Consider the following 18,838-nt stretch of genomic DNA (forward strand, 5'->3'; position numbering starts at 1 on the left):
CGATAAAGAGGCAATTCGCCTGTGCCGGCGGGGCTTCTAGGCCGCAGGCAAAATCTTGCCCGGATTCATGATGTTGAGCGGATCGAGCGCCTGCTTGATCGTGCGCATGATATCGACGCCATGGCCGAGCTCGTGGCGCAGGAAGCCGACCTTGCCCTGACCGATGCCGTGCTCGCCGGTGCAGGTGCCTTCCATGGCGATGGCGCGCATGTTGAGCCGGGCGACGAATTTTTCCGCAAGCGCGATCTCGGCCGGATTGTCGACGTCCATCAGCACCAGCACATGGAAATTGCCGTCGCCGGCATGGCCGACAATGGGTGCGATAAGCCCCATCTCGGCGATGTCGGCCTCGGTCTCGGTGACGCATTCGGCAAGCCTGGAGATCGGCACGCAGACATCGGTCGACAGCCCTTTGGCGCCGGGACGCAGCGTCAGCGACGACCAGTAGGCGTCGTGCCTGGCCTTCCAGAGCTTCGTCCGCTCCTCCGCGACACTGGTCCATAGGAACGGTCCGCCGCCATTCTCCTCGGCGATCATCCCGAACGTCTCGGCCTGTTCGGCGACGCCTGCGTCGCTGCCGTGGAACTCGACGAACAGGCACGGACTCTCCGGATAGTCGAGCTTGGAATAGTTCTTCATCGCCCGCATCTGCAGCGCGTTGACCAGCTCGATGCGCGCCACCGGAATGCCCATCTGGATGGTCGCGATCACCGTGTTGCAGGCCGCCTCCAGGCTCGGAAACGGGCAGACGCCGCCAGAAATTGCTTGCGGAATGCCCTGCAGCCTCAGCGTCAGCGAGGTGATGACGCCGAGCGTGCCTTCGGAGCCGACCAGAAGCCGCGTCAGGTCGTAGCCGGCCGAGCTTTTCTTCGCCCGCTTGCCGGTCGTCACCGTCTCGCCGTCGGCCATGACGGCGGTCAGCGACAGCACGTTTTCGCGCATCGTGCCGTAGCGCACCGCGTTGGTGCCGGAAGCCCTGGTGGCCGCCATACCGCCGAGCGACGCATTGGCGCCTGGATCGATCGGAAAGAACAGGCCGGTGTCGCGCAGGTGCCTGTTGAGGTCCTCGCGCGTCACCCCGGGCTCGACGGTGCAGTCGAGGTCCTGCGGATTGACGGATAAGATCCGGTTCATGCGCGACGTATCGATGGAAATGCCGCCGCCCGGCGCGTTGGTGTGGCCCTCGAGCGAGGAGCCGACGCCGAAGGCGATCACCGGCACGTGGTGCGCGGCGCAGGCGCGCACGACCTCCTGCACCTCCGCGGTCGTCTCGACGAAAGCGACGCCGTCCGGCGCCTGGGTCGGGATATAGGTGGTGGTGTGCGCGTGCTGGCCGCGGCTCGCCTCGCCGGTCTGGAAGCGCTCGCCGAAGCGCTGCTTGAGGATGCCGAGCACCGCGGCGATGCCTTCCTCGTTGCGTTCTACGGGGTTGAGGTCGCTCAAAGCCATGAATTCCTCCGCGAATGGACCAGCGGCCACTCTTGTTATGCAGCTATGGATGATGCCTAAAGCAATTCGACGAGAAGTGTGAAGCAGTTTTCCGTCTGCAATTGCGCCACTAGAAACAATCTCACCAGCACGCCCTGCCCAGCAACGATCAAGGAACATCAGATGACGATCCCCGCACCGATCATTTCCGGCCCGATGACGATCGAGGAGGAGTGGATCGACTATAACGGCCATCTCAACATGGCCTACTACAACGTGCTGTTCGACCGCGGCTCGGATCAGGCGTTCGAGCTGATGGGCATGGGGCCGAACTACGCCAAGGAGCGGCGCCTCACCATCTACACGGCCGAAGTTCATGTCTGCTACGTGCAGGAGTTGCACCTCGACCATAAGGTGAACGTCTCGTTCCAGCTCATCGACCACGACGAAAAGCGGCTAAGAGCCTATCAGGAAATCCGCCATGTCGACGGCTGGCTGGCGGCGACCTCCGAGCAGCTTGCGCTGCATGTCGACATGGACGGACCGAGAGTGGCCCCCTTCCCCGCCGACGTGATGGCCAGGTTGGAGGCCGTGCGCGCCGCCCATGCGGCGCTGCCGATGCCCGAGCGCGCCGGCCGCTCGATCGGCATCAAACGCAAGGGCGCTTGAAAACCCGCCCGCCCGCGTTAACCTTACCAAGGTTTTAACGTGAACAAGTCGGTTGAGTCCGTTGAACGACTCACCGGCGCGTTCGAAAACCGCCCTACCGGGTTGCGCACGGGGCGGCTGGCGGAATGCGGTGCGAGGACAGTGCATGAAAACCGACATCAAGGTCGAAGTGGAGCGCTTGGCGGCCGATCCACGCATTACCGACTATGATTTCTGGCGATCGCTGAAGAACGTCAACAACGAGATCTTCCACATCGCCAATAACAACGAACCTATCCCGTTCGACATGATCCGCTGGCGCGCGATTCTTAAGCAGGCGCGCATGAAGCGCGGCCACGCCTGAGCCCTCACTTTTGCCTGAACCCGCCCAGAAGCGAGCGCGGCTCGACCGGTGACGACTGGATGATGGCGGTGTTTGTCATCGCATAGGGAATGATCCGGTCGATCACGCGCTCGAGCTCGCTCACCGAGCCGACATGGGCAAGCGCGATGAAGCAGTCCTCGCCGGTCACCCGGTCGCATTGGGCGATTTCCGGCAGCTCGCGAATGATGTCCGCCACCACGGAAAGCTGTCCCGGAACCGGCCTGATTCTGAGCCATGCCGATAGCTTCATGCCGAGAGCGGCTGGATTGATCCTGACCGTGTAGGCCTCGATCACGCCGTTCTCCTGCAGTTTGCGGATGCGCTCCGCCACGCTCGGCGCCGACAGCCCGACCGCGCGCGCCAGTTCCGCCGTGCTGATGCGCGCGTCCTTTTCCAGGAGCCGCAGGAGCTTCAGATCGATCGCGTCCAGATCGGCATTTTCACTTCGAAGGTTTTTCAAGTCAAAACTCTTCCATCACAAAGCGAATGGGGCCACCTTGCCATTTATCGCGCATATGGTCGGCGAGTTTCGCCTGCGATAATGCTCGCATGAAAACGCAAACGCAAATCCCAGCTGCAAACCGGGTTATCGGTGACACCGATGCGCCTCACGCCCTGGCCGGCCCCACCGCACTTGCCAGAACGGCCGACGCGTTGCCGCCTCATGTCTGGTTCTGCGTCAGCGCCGTATTCCACTATCTCGGGCCGGCCTTCGCCGTGCTGCTTTTCGCTCAGGTCGGCGTGCTCGGCATGGCTTGGCTGCGCATTGCCACCGCCGCTCTCCTCTTAGCCCCGCTGACAAGGCCCTGGCGCGTTTTCGCGCGCGCCGATCGCGGTCGGCGACTGCTGCTGCTGGCCTTCGGCATCTGCCTGGCGGTGATGAACTGCTCGTTCTATCTGGCGCTCGACCGCCTGCCGATCTCGCTGGTGGCCGCGATCGAATTCGTCGGCACGATCGGGGTGGCGCTGGTCGGCCTGCGCAGCCGGCGCAACTTTGCGGCGCTCGCGGTTGCCGTGATCGGCACCTTGCTGCTCATCGATGTGAAATGGTCGAGCGATCTCATCGGCTTGTTCTGGGCCTTTTTGAATGGCGCCCTCTTCGTTGGTTACATCGTGATCGGTCACCGCGTCGCCCAGGCGGGCTTCGGCATCGCCGGCCTCGGCACCGCCATGGCGGTCGCGTTCCTGGTCGTACTGCCCATCGGCCTTCGCGAGGCGCTACCCGCCTTCTCGTCGCCGCAACTGCTCATGGCTGCAATCGGCGTCGGCCTCTGCTCCTCGGTCATCCCCTATATTTGCGACCAGCTCGCCATGGCGCGGCTGCCGCGCGCGAGCTTCGCGCTGATGCTCTCGCTCCTGCCGCTCACGGCAACGCTGATCGGCGTCATCGTGCTGCGCCAGGTGCCAAGCCTCACCGACTGCATCGGCGTTGCGCTGGTCATCGCCGGCGTCGCTTTCCACAAGCCCGCGGCAAGCATATAGACCGCTCGATCATGCCAGCTTCTCCTTCAGGAAAGCGACCGTCCGCCCCCAGGCGAGATCGGCGGCCTTCTTGTCATAGCGCGCGGCCGAGGTGTCGTTGTTGAAGGCGTGATTGGCGCCCTCATAGACATAGACCTTGTATTCGACATGCGCGGCGTCGAGCGCCTTCTTATAGGCATCGATGCCGGCATTGGTCCGGCTGTCGAGACCGGCGTAATGCAGAAGCAGCGGCGCCTTGATCTTCGCGGCGTCCTCGGCCTTCGGCTGCATGCCGTAATAGGCGACGCCGGCGCTGAGATCGGGCGCATGGACGGCAAGCTGGTTCACTGCCCCGCCGCCCCAGCAGAAGCCGACCGCCCCGACCTTGCCGTTGCCGTCCTTGAGGTTCTTGAGATAGGCGACCGTCGCCACACCGTCGGCCGCGACTTGGGCGGCGTCGAGCTTGGTGAACATGTCGCGCGCCTTGTCCTCGTCGGGCGGCGTGCCGCCAAGCGGCGACAGGAAGTCCGGCGCCAGCGCGACGAACCCCTCCAGCGCCACGCGTCGGGCAACATCGCGGATATGCGGGTTCAGTCCCCGGTTCTCGTGGATGACGATGACGGTGCCGAGCTTGCGCTGCTGATCGGCCGGCTTGACCAGATAGGCTTTCATCTCGCCGCTCGAGCCGGGATAGGTGATGTCCTCGCCCTTAACGCGGCTGTCGTTCTCGGCGACGATCGCCGCCTGGGCGGAGTTTGCCGCCAGCATTGGCGCGATCGCGGCCGCCGCGGCGCCCGAGCCTGCCAGCTTCGTCAATTGCTCCATGAAGCGGCGGCGATCGAGCGTAAGATGCGTATATTCGTCATAGGCATCGATCATCGCTTGCGTGATGACAGGTTGCGTAGTGACGGGCTTGGCAACGGGTTCGGTCATAGCTCTCCTCGACGACAATGGGGGACGATTCCGCGGATCGACCCGCAAGATAGGGTCAAGATCCATACGGTCCAGCACGCGCGGACGACGGTCCGGAGAGCTTCGGCTCGTCCATCACATTTTGGTCATTTCCGAAAGCCTTGATGGTGCTGTCACATTAGGAATCAAAGCTGCCCGGGCGGCCTTGATCCGAACGACGAAAGGGGAATCCCATGAACGTCCAGGACATCATCAACACCGTTGCCTCGAAGGCCGGCCTCGACGAGCCGACCACCGAGAAGGTTGTCGGCACCATCTTTTCCGTGCTGGAGCACGAGGCTGAAGGCACCAGCGTTTCGTCCTTCTTCGACCAGATCCCCGGCGCCGATGCGCTGGCTCAGAAGTATGACGTGATGGCCGCCGGCGCTGCCAATTCGGGCGGCGGGCTTTTGTCCTCGTTGCAAGGGGCGCTTGGCGGTGTGCTCGGCGAAAAGGCCGGCGCTCTGATCAACGGCGTCGCCGTCCTCAAGGCGTCCGGCCTCGACATGGCGCAAATCCGGCAGGCCGGCGAGACCTTGATCAAGCAGGCGGAGACCGCCGCCGGTCCCGACCTGACCAACCAGGTGCTGGACCAGGTGCCCAGTTTGCGGGGCCATCTCGGACTTTAAAGCCTGAGGCTGCCCAGTCTTATTTCGACAGCGTATAGGCCATCACATAGTCGCCCGGCTTGGTGCCGACCGAGCCGTGGCCGCCGGCGACGATGACGACGAACTGGCGGCCGTCGGCCACGGTATAGGTCATCGGCGTCGCCTGTCCGCCCGCCGGCAGCCTCGCCTGCCAGAGCTGCCTGCCGGTGGTGAGGTCGTAGGCGCGCAGATAGTCGTCGACTGCCGCGCCCAGGAAAGCGACGCCGCCCGCGGTGATCATCGGCCCGCCTATGCCGGGAACGCCGACCTTGAAGGGCAAGGGCAGCGGCGTCATGTCGTAGACGGTGCCGTTGCGGTGCTTGTAGGCGATGTTTCCCGTCTTGAGGTCGACGCCGGCGACATAGCCCCATGGTGGCGCCTGGCAGGGAATGCCGAGCGGCGACAGGAACGGCCCCATCACCACCGCGTAAGGCGCGCCTTCGTTGCGGTTCAGCCCCTGCTCGCTGCCCTTGGTATCGCCTGGCGGCGGCACGTCCGCGCGAGGTATCAGCTTGGACGTGAATGCCAGATAGGTCGGCATGCCGAACATCACCTGCCGCACCGGATCGACCGCGACGCCGCCCCAGTTGAACACGCCGAAATTGCCGGGATAGACCAGTGAGCCCTGCAGCGAGGGCGGCGTGTAGCGACCCTCATAGCGCAATCGTTTCAGGTCAATCCGGCACGCCAGCTGGTCGAACATGGTGATACCCCACATGTCGGCACCGGTCAGCGGCTTCGGATTGAAGGAGAGATCCGAGGCCGGTTGCGTCGGCGAGGTATGATCCCCCCCGATCGCGCCGCCGGGTGCCGGCACTTCCTTCACCGGAATGATCGGCTCGCCCGTGCGCCGGTCGAGCACGTAGAGATCGCCCTGCTTGGTCGGCCCGACCAGCGCCGGCACGACGCCGTTCGCTGTGGTGATGTCGACCAGCGACGGCTGCGCCGGCACGTCCATGTCCCACAGATCGTGATGCACGGTCTGCCGCACCCAGCGCAGTTGGCCGGTGTTGAGGTCGAGCGCGGTGATCGAGGAGGAGAACTTCTCGACATTGGCGGTGCGACCCATGCCGAGCTGGTCCGGCGTCTGGTTGCCGAGCGGCACGTAAAGCAATCCCAGCTTCTCGTCGGCGCTCGCCGTCGACCACATGTTGGGCGAGTTGTGGGTGTAGGTTTGCCCAGCGGGCAGCGGCGTCGTCACGTCCGGGTTGCCGGAATCCCAGTTCCACAGCAGGGCGCCGCTGTCGACGTCGAAGGCGCGGATGACGCCCGACGGCTCCTCGGTCGAGTAATTGTCGTTGACCGCGCCGCCGACGATGATCTTGCCGGCGACGATGAGCGGCGCCGAGGTCGAATAATAATAACCCGATTTCGGATAGGGCATGTTGGCCATCAGGTTCAGCGTGCCGCCCTGGGCGAAGGACGGACATACCTGCCCGTTCGCGGCATCGAGCGCGATCAGCCGGGCGTCCGACGTCGGCAGGTAGACGCGCTGCGCGCAGGGCTGGCCGGCGGCGATCTTTGCGTCGGCATAATAGGATACGCCACGGCAGGTCTGGTGCTGGCGGTTGCTGTCGAGCTTGATCTTCGGATCGTAGCGCCACTTTTCCTTGCCGCTCGCGGCATCGATGGCGATGGCGAAATTATGCGGCGTGCAGATGAAGAGCGTGTCGCCCACCTTTAGCGGCGTCACCTGATAGGTCGTCTCGCCGACATCGTCGGGGCCTTTCACGTCGCCGGTGCGATAGGTCCAGGCCGGCTGCAGCTTGGCGACATTGTCGGGCGTGATCTGGTCGAGCGGCGAATAGCGCTGGCCGAAAGGCGTGCGGCCGTAGAAGTGCCACTCGCCGGCCGGCATGTCGCCGCCGAGATTGGCCGCCGTCGCCAGCTTTTCGGTGCCGAGCGTGCCGTCGATGTCGTGAGGATCGGCGGTCATCGAATAGCCGGCGACCGCGAGCGAGGCCAGTACGGCGAGGATCAGCGGCGCGCGTCCGTCCGGCCCTTGCAGGCCTCGCCTTGCCCATGGCGTCAAAAGCCACAAGGCGACGAGCACGATAACGCCGCCACGCGGACCGAGCTGCCACCAGTCGAAGCCGATTTCCCACACCGCCCAGCATAGCGTGGCGAGCACGAACAGCGCGTAGACCCAGAGCGAGGTCGACCTGCGCCTGAAAAGCAGCCAGGCGGTGACCAGGAAGACCAGGCCGGCGATCAGGTAATACCAACTGCCGCCCAGCGCGATGAGCCAGATACCGCCGCCGCCGAGAATGAGACCGATGAGGACGAGGACAAGGGAGGTGATGGTGACAGCCAAGACGGTACTCCTTCGACTGTTGCGCGCTTTGGAGCAACTCCAGGAAAAGCGTGGAGCGGCTTTCCATTGGGAGTTGCGTCAAAACAAAGATGGAGCGGTTCGCCGTTCGGGAAACAGCAATCCGCTCCAGTGCGGCTCTAAGCGACGGCATGCCGTCCCTGCCCTGCCGGCAGCTTTCCCCTGCCCGCTCCGGCTGTCAAGTTGGCCCGGGACACGCGAAACTAGAACAAAACGTAGACAGTTCTGGTCTTTCGCTCCCGAATCACTACATTCGGGGGGCGATGTCGGGCTTTTCCGAAGACATGCCTTTTTTCGATGAACCGAATGCGCGGCCCGCTGCGGCCCCATCCGGCATAGCCGCGCGCGCCATGGCGGCGCGCAGCGGCCAGAACAGCGCGCCCGATTACCTGAAGGGCCTGAACCCGGAACAGCGGCTCGCGGTCGAAACGACCGAAGGCCCGGTTCTGGTGCTCGCCGGCGCCGGCACCGGCAAGACGCGGGTGCTCACCACCCGCATCGCCCACATCCTTGCCACAGGCAGGGCCTTCCCCTCGCAGATCCTCGCCGTCACCTTCACCAACAAGGCCGCGCGCGAGATGAAGCAGCGCATCGGCTTCCTGATCGGCGAAGGCAATGTCGAGGGCATGCCCTGGCTCGGCACCTTCCACTCGATCGGCGTCAAGCTCCTGCGGCGCCATGCGGAGCTCGCCGGGCTGAAGTCGGATTTCACGATCCTCGACACCGACGACGTAGTGCGGCTGATCAAGCAGCTGATCCAGGCCGAAGGACTGGACGACAAACGCTGGCCGGCCAAGACCTTCGCCCAGATGCTCGACAACTGGAAGAACAAGGGTCTCGGCCCCGACGAAATTCCGGAAGGCGATGCGCGCAGCTTCGGCAACGGCAAGGGCCGCCAGCTCTACAAGGCCTACCAGGAGCGGCTGCAGACGCTGAACTCCTGCGACTTCGGCGACCTGCTCTACCATCCGATCCGCATCTTCCGCGCCTATCCGGACGTGCTGAAGGAATACCACCGCAAGTTCAAATACATACTGGTCGACGAGTACCAGGACACCAACACCGCGCAATATATGTGGCTGCGGCTGCTGGCGCAGAGACCTACCTCCCCCTCGATGGGGGAGGTCGCGCCGCGGAGCGGAGCGGGTGGGGGTGGCAGCGCCGGCGCCAGTCACCCCTCCCCGTCGCTTCGCGACGACCCTCCCCATCGAGGGGAGGGTAAGGCGCGATCGGCCGAAACCCGTGCCCCCGTCAACATTTGCTGCGTCGGCGACGACGATCAGTCGATCTATGGCTGGCGCGGCGCCGAGGTCGACAACATCCTGCGCTTCGACAAGGATTTTCCGGGCGCCACCATCATCAGGCTGGAACGCAACTATCGCTCCACCGCGCATATTCTGGGCGCTGCCTCTCATCTCATCGCCCACAATGAAGGCCGCTTCGGCAAGACGCTGTTCACCGACCGCGACGACCCCGAGGACGACAAGGTGCATGTCCATGCCGCCTGGGACTCGGAGGAAGAGGCCAGGGCCATCGGCGAGGCGATCGAGGCCTACCAGCGGCAGAAGCATAATCTCAACGACATGGCGATCCTGGTGCGCGCCTCCTTCCAGATGCGCGCCTTCGAAGACCGCTTCATCACACTGGGCTTGAACTACCGCGTCATCGGCGGCCCGCGCTTCTACGAGCGCCTGGAAATTCGCGATGCGCTCGCCTTCTTCCGCGTCGTCGCCAACAGCGGCGACGACCTCGCCTTCGAGCGCATCGTCAACGTGCCAAAGCGCGGGCTCGGCGAAGCCACCATCCGCCAGATCCACGACACGGCGCGCGCCATGCGCGTGCCCATGCTGGAGGCCGCGGCGACGCTTGCCGAAAGCGACGAGCTGAAGCCGAAGCCGCGCGCCGCGCTGCGCGAGGTCGCGGCCAATTTCGAGCGCTGGCAGAAGGCGCTGGAGACCACGCCGCACACCGAACTCGCCGAGACCATCCTGGAGGAGAGCGGCTACACCGATATGTGGAAGAACGACCGTTCGGCGGAGGCGCCCGGACGGCTGGAGAACCTCAAGGAGCTGATCCGCTCCATGGAGGAGTATGAATCGCTGCGCGCTTTCCTCGAACATGTCGCGCTGGTCATGGAAGCCGAACAGGGCGAGTCGCTCGACGCGGTCTCGATCATGACGCTGCATTCGGCCAAGGGTCTTGAGTTCGAAACCGTTTTCCTCCCCGGCTGGGAGGAAGGGCTGTTCCCGCATCAGCGCGCGCTTGACGAAGGCGGCCGCTCCGGCCTGGAGGAGGAACGCCGGCTCGCCTATGTCGGCCTGACGCGGGCGAAAAAGAACCTGCACATCTGGTTCGTCTCCAACCGTCTCATCCACGGCCTGTGGCAATCGACGATCCCGTCGCGCTTTCTAGACGAACTGCCGGAAACCCATGTCGATGTCGCCGACAGCGGCAACTCCTATGGCGGCTACGGCAATCCCTATGGCGGCGGCTCATTCGCCTCCGGTCGCGGCGGCGGGCGGCAGAACCCCTATGGCGCCTCACGCTTCGACAATATCGGCGCCAAGGACCAGGGCAGCTTCTCCAACACCTATGCGACGCCCGGCTGGCAGCGCGCGCAGGCGAACCGCACCGAGGCGACCGACCGCAATTGGGGCACGCGCTCCGGCCATCAGGTCGAGCGCATCGGCTATGGCGAAAGCGATAGTGGCTACGGTGCCGGCCGCACCTCGGTGAAGGGCCGCACCATAGAGGGCGAGTTGGTCGCCAAATCCGTCGCCGACACGCCATCCGCCTTCAATGTCGGCGACCGCGTCTTCCACCAGAAATTCGGCAATGGCAACATCGCGGCAATAGACGGCAACAAGCTTACCATCGATTTCGACAAGGCTGGGCAAAAGCGCGTGCTGGACGGGTTTGTCGCACCTGTGTGACCGGCTTCCTCACCTGTACCTTGCCTGGTTCCACTTATGGCCGAGCAGTGACAGGATGATGATCAGCCCATTGAAGAACTGCACGTAGAAGCCGCTGAGTCCCGCCGCCACCACGCCGGTCTGGATGAACGACACCGTGACCGCGCCGATCGCGCCGCCGACCACCGTGCCGATGCCGCCCCAGGTCGGCGTGCCGCCGACGAACACCGAGGCGAGCACCGGCAGCAGATAACCGTCGCCCGCTGTCGGCCACCAAGTGAAGTTGATCATCACCGAGAAGGTGCCCGCGATGGCGGCACCGATGCCGACGAAGACGAACACTTTCACCCGCACGCGCTTGACGTCGATGCCCATCTGCCCGGCGCTGTCGGGATTGTCGCCGACCACCTTCACCTGCGCGCCGAAGCGGTGCCGGTTGTAGAGCAATGCCGAGAACACGACGAAGGCGATCGCCCAGAAGATCTGCACCGGAATGCCGAAGAACTGGCTTGAGAAGATTTTATAGGCCGGGCTGTCGGCAAGGCCGGTCAGCGCCGTCGACTTGCCCTCGTTGATGATCTGGATCAGGCCGCGCAGCAGGAAGTTCATGCCGAGCGTGGCGATCAGCGACGATAGCCCGCCAAAGACGACCAGCGACCCGACCAGGAAGCCGAGCAGCGTGCCGGTGACAAGCGCCGCCGCGATGCCGAGAAACGGATCGTAGCCGGCCTGCACGACGATCGCGAAGACCCATGAGGCGAAGCCCATGGTGGCCGGGAACGACAGGTCGATCTCGCCGCAGGTGACAACGAAGACCAGCGGCACGACCACGAACAGCGCCACGGGAAGCGTCGTCAGCACCGAACTGTAGAGATACCAGGTGGTAAAGACGGTCGGGTTGGCGATCATGAACACCGCCATCATGACGATGAACACCGCGAGCGTGCCGAGCGAGGCGCGGTTGTCGAGAATGAAGCCGCGCAGCCAGTTGTCGGAGGGATGGCTCCAGTCCTTGATCTGGTCGCTTGCCCTTCCCAGAGGCGTTTGCAGATCGGGTTCCATGGCCTTGCTCATTGCGCTCTCTGCTCCGCGTCCTCATGCAGCCCCGGCAAGCCGTCGGGATGCGCGATGTCTTCCATGAAGTCGATGAGGTCGTCGGCCGACTTGACCTCGCTGCGGTCGGCCGTCAGCGCCACCTTGCCGCGGTCGAGCACGACGAAGCGGTCGGCGATGTCGAAGACATGGTGGATGTTGTGGCCGATGAATAGGATCGAGCGGCCGCTCGCCCGCACCTGGCGCACGAAGTGGAAGACTTTTGCCGTCTCGGTCAGCGACAGCGCCGTGGTCGGCTCGTCGAGGATGATCAGCTCCGCCTGCTTGTAGATGGCGCGCGCGATTGCCACACCCTGGCGCTCGCCGCCGGAAAGCTGGCCGACGATGGAATGCGGCGTGAACACTTTCGAGGTGAAGCCGATCTCGCGCATCAGCCGGCTCGCCTCCTCGATCTCCTTACTGACCTTCAGCCAGCCCATGAAGCCGGTCAGTTCGCGGCCCATGAAGATGTTGCGCACGATCGTCTGCTGCACGGCCAGCGCCCGGTCCTGGAACACCGTCTCGATGCCGGCCTCGCGCGAGCGCGCCGCGCTCCATCCGCTGACGGCTTTGCCGCGCACGAGGATCTCGCCGCTGGTCGGCTTGACCACGCCGGACAGGATCTTGATCAGCGTCGACTTGCCGGCGCCATTGTCGCCGATCAGCCCGACCACCTCGCCGCGGTCGACGCTGAGATTGACGCCGCCCAGCGCATAGACCTGGCCGTAGGATTTCGTGATGTCGCGCAGTTCGATGATGCGTTCGCCCATGCGATCCTCGCTTGAACTGTCTGTCTGCCGGCCGCTTGCCGGTGGCCCAGCCGGCCGGGCATATTCCCGGCCGGCAGTCTGGGAGGTTAGCGCAGCGCCTGCTTGGCGAGCTCCGAGACGACCTGATAATTTTCAGGCGTGACGAAACCGGCGCCGGTGTCGACATTCATCGGCGCCAGTCCGAGCACCACCTGCTGGCAGAGGCTGAGGATCGGCAGATAGCCCTGCAGGAATGGCTGCTGGTCGGCCGTCAGTTGCACCCAGCCGCCCTTGAAACCCTCGACGATCTGCGGGCTGGTGTCGAAGCCGAAGTTGAAGATGTCGCCCGGCTTCCTGCCCGCCGCCTGCATATAGGTCGCGACATTGCCCAGCATCTGGCCGCCCGGATAGCCGACCGCCTTGACGTCGGGGTGGTTGAGCAGCGCCGCCGTGATCACCGGGATTGCGAGGTTCGGATCGGACGCCCATTCGCCGCTCGGCGGCGAGGACAGCTGGATCACCTCCACGCCCGCCTCCTTCAGGGCCGCGACCGTGCCGCGTTCGCGCGCGCCGCGGTTCTCGTTCTCGAACGGGCCGATCATGATCGCCTTGTCGCCGGCCTTGAGCTTGCCGAGCTTGAACGCCTCGGCGCCGAGCGCGCGGCCCTGCTGCTCCTGCTGCGCGCCGACATAGCCGCCGCCGAACGCTTCCACCACCTTCGGCACCGGCACGTTCTGGTACATCATCTTGATGCCGTCCTTATGCGCCTGCTCGGCCAGCGGCATGATCGCGGCGTCGCCCGGATGGCCCATCATGGCGATGCCCTGGGGCTTGACCGCGACCGCCTCGCGCAATTGCTGCACCATCTTCTCGACATCCCACTGCGAGAAGATGTAGTCGACCTTCGGCCCGAGATCGGCGGCCGCCTGCTTGGCGCCATTATAGACGATGGTGCCGAAGGCATCGCCCTCGGCGCCGCCGACGAAGAATCGGATATGCACGTCCTTGCACCATTGCGCGTCGAGCGCTCGTGCCGGCAAGGTGGAGATCGAGGCGCAGAGCGCCGCGGCGGCCGCCACGACGGTCGAGCGCAGAACAGTCCTTCTGGTTGTCATGCTCATGCACGTTCCTCCCTTTTTGGTCCCTCGCGATCAAGGGTTTTCGACAATGATTTGGCTCGGCCGGCTCCTCCCGCCGGCCGGCGCTCAAGTCGGATTGGGCAGGTAGCTGGCCCCTCCCCGGCATTGCTTCAGATAATCCAGCGCCCCCGCCTGTCCGGTGATCTCGAGCTCGCCACGATAGACCGGGTCATGCCAGCCCTCGATGTCGATGGCGCCCTTGTAACCGGCCAGCCGCAACTCGCTGATCACCCGCGTCCAGTCGCTGTCGCCGAAACCCGGCGTGCGCATCTGCACGAAAGGCACGCGCCCGAACACGCCATGCTCGCGGATCACGTCCCAGCGCACGGTCGCGTCCTTGCCGTGGACATGGAAGATGCGCGGCGCCCATTTGCGGATCTGCGGGATTGGGTCGATGAGATAAACGAGCTGGTGGCAGGGCTCCCATTCGAGCCCGAGATTGTCGTTTGGCAACTCGTTGAACATCAGCTCCCAGGCGTCCGGGTTATGCGCGATGTTCCAGTCGCCGCTCGCCCAATTGCCGTCCATGGCGCAGTTCTCGAAGGCGATGCGCACGCCCTTGTCGGCCGCGCGCCTGGCCAACGGCCCCCAGACCTCGCGGAAGCGCGGCAGGCTGTCCGTCAGCTTCTTGCCGCGGATGCGGCCGGTGAAGCCGCAGACCATCGAAGTGCCGAACAGATGCGCGTTGTCGATGACCGTCTCCCAGGCCGCAAGCACGCCGCGATCGATCTCGCCGCCTTCCAGCGGATTGCCGAACATGCCGATCGACGAGACGGTGACGTCGGCATCGCCGATCGCTTCGCGGATTTCGCCCGCCAGGCGTTTCAGGTCCTTGCCGCCCAGCGTCTGCCAGAAGAAGGGCTGGATGCTCTCGAAGCCGAGCGGCAGGATTTGCCTGACATAGGCCGCCGGGTCGTCGAGATTGGCCCGCACCATGGTACCGATCCTGATGTCGAGAAGCGGGTTTGGCATCATTGTGCTTCCTTGGCGATTGCCACGCGCCGCCCGCTCTCCGCGCTTTCGATCGCGCCGAAGACCATGGCCAGGCTTTTGATGTTGTCGGCGCCGCGGGTCTCCGGCTCGGTGCCGGTTTCGATCGCGCGCATGAAATCCTGGATGATGCCGAGATGTCCGCCCACCCGATCGGCAGGGTCGAGCGCCGGCACCTCGATGGCTTGCGTCTTGTCGATGATCCCGTCGCGGCCGGACGCAACCACTTCCGCCTTCAGCCCGTCATGGCCGTCCCACAACAGGCTGCCGCGCTCGCCGACGATGCGCCAGCTGCCTTCCCAACTGGTGCGGAAGCCGTCAGCGCACCAGGAGCCGGCATAGGTGAAGACCTTGCCGCCGCCGAGGTCGAAGACGGCGCTTGCCGACGAGCCCTGCCGGTACCAGGAATTGGCCGGCTCCCATTCCTGGCAATAGACGCTGGCCGGCTCGCCGGCGACCATGTAGCGCGCGGCGTCGAAGGTGTGGATCGCCATGTCGAGCAAAAGCACGTGGTGCATCTCCTCGCGAAAGCCGCCGAAGTGCGGCGCGATGAAGAAATCGGCATGGATGCTGGTCGGCTTGCCGATGGCCCCGGAGTCCAGGAAGCGCCGGATCCGCCTGACATTGGCGACATAGCGGCGGTTTTGCACGACGGCGTGGACGCGACCCGCACGACGCGCCGCTTCGACGATGGCGCGCGCGTTCTCGGGGCTGTCGGCCAGCGGCTTTTCGGTGAGCAGATGGCAATGATGGGCAAAGGCCGAAAGCGCGACCTCGCGGCGGGCTGCCGGGACCACGACATCGAATACGGCGTCGGGCTTCGTCTCATCGAGAACGGCGTCGAGGCTGGTGCCTATCACTGCATTGGAGAGCTCGTACTCGCGCGCCCTCGCCTTCGCCCGCTCGGCATCGAGGTCGACAAGGCCGGCAATGGCAAGCCCGTCGATCCGCCTTGCGGCATCGAGCCAGTGCTTGCTCATGGCTCCGCACCCGACCAGGACGACCTTCATCATCCAGCGCTCCTCCTCGGCTCGGCCCCTCCAGGCCGAGTGTCACGGCATCCACGGCATCACCGTAAACGTTTTCCGTAAACGTTTACGAGAACACACCCGATAGCTTAGAATGTCAATCGGCTGCGCGCAAAAATCGTCCCGAAGCCTTGGCCTGAGCGGCAGCCGGTGCTAGCCAAGGCAGGGGGAGAACCGTCCTTGGCGTCCAGCATCCACGACCTTGCGCGTCATCTGAACATTTCGATCGGCACCGTATCGCGGGCGCTGAACGGCCGCGCCGACGTCAATGCGGAAACGCGCAAGCGCGTGCTGGAAGCGGCAAGGGCGCTCAATTATTCGCCAAACCAATCCGGCCGCAGCCTGAGGCAAGGCGCCACCCATTCGATCGCCTTCATGCTGCAGCCGCATCCGGGCGACCAGCAATATGGCGAACCCTTCTTCATCCCGTTCCTGACCGGCCTGCAGGCGCGACTGGCTGAAAGCGGGCTCGACCTGATCGTGGTCATGGGCGCGCCGGGCGACTATCAGCAGGAGCGCCTGCGCCGCGTCGTCGAGACCCGCCGCGCCGACGCGGTGGTGCTGGCCTGGACGCGCCGCGAGGACGAACGCATCGACTACCTGACCGAGAGAGGCTTTCCCTTCGCAACGCTCGGCCGCAGCCGCTCGGGCGGCAAGGCCTACCCTTCCCTCGACCTCGATTTCGAGAAGGCGGGCAGCGATGCGGTCGACAGGCTGGTCGCGCGCGGCCACCGCCGCATCGCCGCCATTCGCCCGGCGCTCAACCTCAATTTCGGCTATCTCTTTCTAGACGGCTATCGCAAGGCGCTGAAGCGGCACGGCATCGAGGTCGATCCCGGCCTGATCGCCGACGGCTTCATCAACGAGGCTGGCGGCTACCAGGTGACGCCGCGCGTGATGGTCTCCAAGGACCGGCCGACGGCCATCATCTTCAACAATGACGCGATGGCGCTCGGCGGCTGCAAGGCGCTGGCTGAGATGGGCATCCGGCCCGGTCACGATATCGCGGTGACCGTCATCGTCGACACCCCGCTCTGCCGCTATTTCTCGCCCGCGCTGACCGCCTTTCGTCCGGCATTGGAGCCGATGGGCCGGAGGCTGGCCGAGATGCTGCTCGCCGCCCTTCCCGCCTTCGCCGGCCCCGAAGGCACACGCATCATCCGCGAGGTCTGGCCGCTGGAGCTGGTCGCAAGAGAGAGCGATTGAGGCGGAAGCGCTTTCCGTTCTCCCTCCTGTGGGAGAAGGTGGATCGGCGCGTTAGCGCCGAGACGGATGAGCGGTGTTCCAGGGGAGTGAAACGTCGGCTTTCCCTGGAGCACCCCTCATCCGGCCGCTTCGCGGCCACCTTCCCCCACAAGGGGGGAAGGAGAGTCCCAGCCTGTCACGCAACCATCACGTTCACGTCCTAGACCGCTCGACGGCAAGGGCAGGCCGCACGTCGATGCCGCGCCCTTTTGAGCCAATGGCCGCTCTGCTCGTCAAGAAGGGGATATCGATGAAACACCTCAACCGAACCGCCGCGCTCGGCGCGGCGCTTGCTCTGTTCACCGCCATGACCCCGGCGCTCGCCGATGGCGTCGCCTATGTCAACAAGGGGCTTGTCGGCGTCGGCCGCATTCCGGCCAGCCAGAAGGACAAGTTCGGCGAGACTTTCGGTTCGGGTTCCGGCATGGCGATCGACACCAAGTCCTGGGCCCGCGACGGCGAGGGCTACAGGGGTTCGCTCTGGCTGCTGCCGGATCGCGGCTACAACGTCGTCGGCACCACCGATTATCGCCCGCGCCTCAACACCATCTCGATCGAGCTGACCCCGACTGCTCCCGGCGCGGCGCCCGCCGCCGGACAGGAACAGACCGGCGTCAAGGCGACGCTCGCCGACACCATGCTTCTGACCGACGACAAGGGCGCCGATGCGACCGGACTCGATCCGCTCAACGGCGTGCGCGAAGCCGCCGGCGACATGCCGATCCTGCCGCAGGCCGAAAACGGCAAGCTGGCGCTCGACGACGAGGCGATCGTGCGCCTGCCCGACGGCACCATGTTCATCTCCGACGAATATGGTCCGAACATCTACCGCTTCTCGGCCGAGGGCCGGCTGATGTCGGCGACGCAGCCGCCGGCGGCCCTGGTGCCGATGCGCCACGGTAGGCCGAACTTCGCTTCCGACAACCCCGGCCCGGGCGCGGCCGAGCCAGATCCGAAGGATCCGGAGACCGGCCGCCAGAACAACCAGGGCCTCGAAGGCATGTCGATGACGCCGGACGGCAAGTTCCTGATCGCCGTGCTGCAGTCGGCGGCCCGCCAGGACGGCGGCGATTCCGGTTCGACCCGCCAGAACACCCGCGCGCTGGTCTATGACGCCTCCGATCTCGCCCATCTCAAGCTGGCGCATGAATATGTCGTGCCGCTGCCGGTGTTCAAGGACGCCAAGGGCAAGACCAAGGTCGCCGCGCAGAGCGAGATCGTCGCGCTCTCCGACAAGAGCTTCCTGATGCTGGCGCGCGACTCGGGCAACGGCCAGGGTCTGAAGGACGCCGAGTCGGTCTACCGCAAGATCGAGATCGTCGACCTATCGGCCGCCACCGACATCGCCAACGGATCGTTCGACGCCGCCGACAAGCCGGTCGCGCCGAAGGGCGTGCTCGACCCGTCGGTGACGCCGGCCAAGCTGACCTCCTTCATCGACATCAATGACAAGGGCGAGCTCGGCCGCTTCGGCCTGCACAATGGCGCGCCGAACGACAAGAACAACCTCTCGGAGAAATGGGAAGCGATGTCGCTGGCCTCGGTACTCGACCCGAAGCTGCCCGATGACTATTTCCTGTTCGTCGCCAACGACAACGACTTCCTCACGCAGGACGGCTTCCAGGTCGGCGCGCCCTATAAAGCCGAGGACGGCGCCGACGTCGACACCACCTTCCTTGTCTATCAGGTCACCCTGCCGGGACTGTCTGGGAACAGCCTCGCCGCGAACTAGTTCTGCTTCGGTCGTGCCGAACGGCATGTGACCAAGCGCGGAAGGGATGCATGAGCGTTAGGCCCGCGATAGCATCGCGGGCCTGATTCATTTTTCGGT

At 64.9% G+C, this 18,838-nt stretch carries 16 protein-coding genes; 7 read left to right on the forward strand and 9 right to left on the reverse strand.

Annotated elements, in window-relative coordinates; genetic code table 11:
• Positions 1-36: 36 nt before the first annotated feature.
• Positions 37-1,449 (reverse strand): FAD-binding oxidoreductase, encoded by a 1,413-nt coding sequence (locus P9273_RS06460; RefSeq protein ID WP_278048143.1) that lies wholly within the window; start codon positions 1,447-1,449, stop codon positions 37-39.
• 162 nt (positions 1,450-1,611) lie between these two features.
• Between P9273_RS06460 and P9273_RS06465 the strand changes: the two genes are divergently transcribed.
• Together P9273_RS06465 and P9273_RS06470 are read left to right on the forward strand one after the other, a co-directional pair.
• Entirely contained in the window at positions 1,612-2,097 is a 486-nt protein-coding gene (locus P9273_RS06465) for a thioesterase family protein (protein WP_040995732.1), read from the forward strand.
• A gap of 145 nt (positions 2,098-2,242) precedes the next feature.
• A complete protein-coding gene (locus P9273_RS06470) occupies positions 2,243-2,440 on the forward strand; it encodes a hypothetical protein (RefSeq protein ID WP_027168755.1) in 198 nt (65 codons plus the stop codon).
• Positions 2,441-2,444: 4 nt separating this feature from the next.
• On the opposite strand, the gene P9273_RS06475 is transcribed toward P9273_RS06470, so the two are convergent.
• On the reverse strand, positions 2,445-2,921 hold the full coding sequence (locus P9273_RS06475; RefSeq protein ID WP_278048144.1) for an Lrp/AsnC family transcriptional regulator: 477 nt from the start codon (positions 2,919-2,921) through the stop codon (positions 2,445-2,447).
• Between the two features lie 89 nt (positions 2,922-3,010).
• Here P9273_RS06475 and P9273_RS06480 point away from each other — a divergent pair, with 89 nt between their 5' ends.
• Positions 3,011-3,943: an EamA family transporter gene (locus P9273_RS06480; protein WP_278048145.1), complete on the forward strand. Its 933-nt coding sequence runs from the start codon at positions 3,011-3,013 to the stop codon at positions 3,941-3,943.
• A 9-nt stretch (positions 3,944-3,952) separates the two neighbouring features.
• On the opposite strand, the gene P9273_RS06485 is transcribed toward P9273_RS06480, so the two are convergent.
• A complete protein-coding gene (locus tag P9273_RS06485) occupies positions 3,953-4,855 on the reverse strand; it encodes a dienelactone hydrolase family protein (RefSeq protein WP_278048146.1) in 903 nt (300 codons plus the stop codon).
• Positions 4,856-5,067: 212 nt separating this feature from the next.
• Between P9273_RS06485 and P9273_RS06490 the strand changes: the two genes are divergently transcribed.
• Positions 5,068-5,502, forward strand: coding sequence for a hypothetical protein (locus tag P9273_RS06490; RefSeq protein WP_278048147.1), 435 nt, complete (start codon positions 5,068-5,070; stop codon positions 5,500-5,502).
• Between the two features lie 19 nt (positions 5,503-5,521).
• Here P9273_RS06490 and P9273_RS06495 read toward each other — a convergent pair whose 3' ends face one another.
• Complete coding sequence (locus P9273_RS06495; RefSeq protein WP_278048148.1) at positions 5,522-7,834, reverse strand: glucose/quinate/shikimate family membrane-bound PQQ-dependent dehydrogenase; 2,313 nt, start codon at positions 7,832-7,834, stop codon at positions 5,522-5,524.
• Between the two features lie 281 nt (positions 7,835-8,115).
• Between P9273_RS06495 and P9273_RS06500 the strand changes: the two genes are divergently transcribed.
• The gene (locus tag P9273_RS06500) at positions 8,116-10,785 is read left to right on the forward strand and encodes an ATP-dependent helicase (protein WP_336619362.1); all 2,670 of its coding nucleotides are present in this window, start codon (positions 8,116-8,118) and stop codon (positions 10,783-10,785) included.
• Between the two features lie 9 nt (positions 10,786-10,794).
• Here P9273_RS06500 and P9273_RS06505 read toward each other — a convergent pair whose 3' ends face one another.
• The 5 genes from P9273_RS06505 to P9273_RS06525 form a co-directional block, all read right to left on the reverse strand.
• Positions 10,795-11,838 (reverse strand): ABC transporter permease, encoded by a 1,044-nt coding sequence (locus P9273_RS06505; RefSeq protein ID WP_278048149.1) that lies wholly within the window; start codon positions 11,836-11,838, stop codon positions 10,795-10,797.
• Complete coding sequence (locus P9273_RS06510; protein ID WP_278048150.1) at positions 11,835-12,626, reverse strand: ATP-binding cassette domain-containing protein; 792 nt, start codon at positions 12,624-12,626, stop codon at positions 11,835-11,837. Before P9273_RS06510 ends, P9273_RS06505 begins: the two co-directional genes overlap by 4 nt.
• A gap of 86 nt (positions 12,627-12,712) precedes the next feature.
• Complete coding sequence (locus tag P9273_RS06515; protein WP_040995751.1) at positions 12,713-13,726, reverse strand: substrate-binding domain-containing protein; 1,014 nt, start codon at positions 13,724-13,726, stop codon at positions 12,713-12,715.
• Positions 13,727-13,810: 84 nt separating this feature from the next.
• Positions 13,811-14,719: a sugar phosphate isomerase/epimerase family protein gene (locus P9273_RS06520; RefSeq protein ID WP_278048151.1), complete on the reverse strand. Its 909-nt coding sequence runs from the start codon at positions 14,717-14,719 to the stop codon at positions 13,811-13,813.
• Complete coding sequence (locus P9273_RS06525) at positions 14,716-15,747, reverse strand: Gfo/Idh/MocA family protein (RefSeq protein ID WP_278048152.1); 1,032 nt, start codon at positions 15,745-15,747, stop codon at positions 14,716-14,718. The genes P9273_RS06520 and P9273_RS06525 overlap by 4 nt, the downstream gene beginning before the upstream one ends.
• A gap of 195 nt (positions 15,748-15,942) precedes the next feature.
• Here P9273_RS06525 and P9273_RS06530 point away from each other — a divergent pair, with 195 nt between their 5' ends.
• Positions 15,943-16,968 carry a LacI family DNA-binding transcriptional regulator gene (locus P9273_RS06530; protein WP_278048153.1) on the forward strand — a complete coding sequence of 342 codons (1,026 nt, stop codon included), beginning with the start codon at positions 15,943-15,945 and terminating at the stop codon, positions 16,966-16,968.
• A gap of 289 nt (positions 16,969-17,257) precedes the next feature.
• Positions 17,258-18,739 (forward strand): esterase-like activity of phytase family protein, encoded by a 1,482-nt coding sequence (locus P9273_RS06535; RefSeq protein WP_278048154.1) that lies wholly within the window; start codon positions 17,258-17,260, stop codon positions 18,737-18,739.
• Positions 18,740-18,838: the final 99 nt, after the last annotated feature.

The organism is Mesorhizobium sp. WSM4935 (assembly GCF_029625735.1).
Taxonomy (GTDB): Bacteria; Pseudomonadota; Alphaproteobacteria; order Rhizobiales; family Rhizobiaceae; genus Mesorhizobium.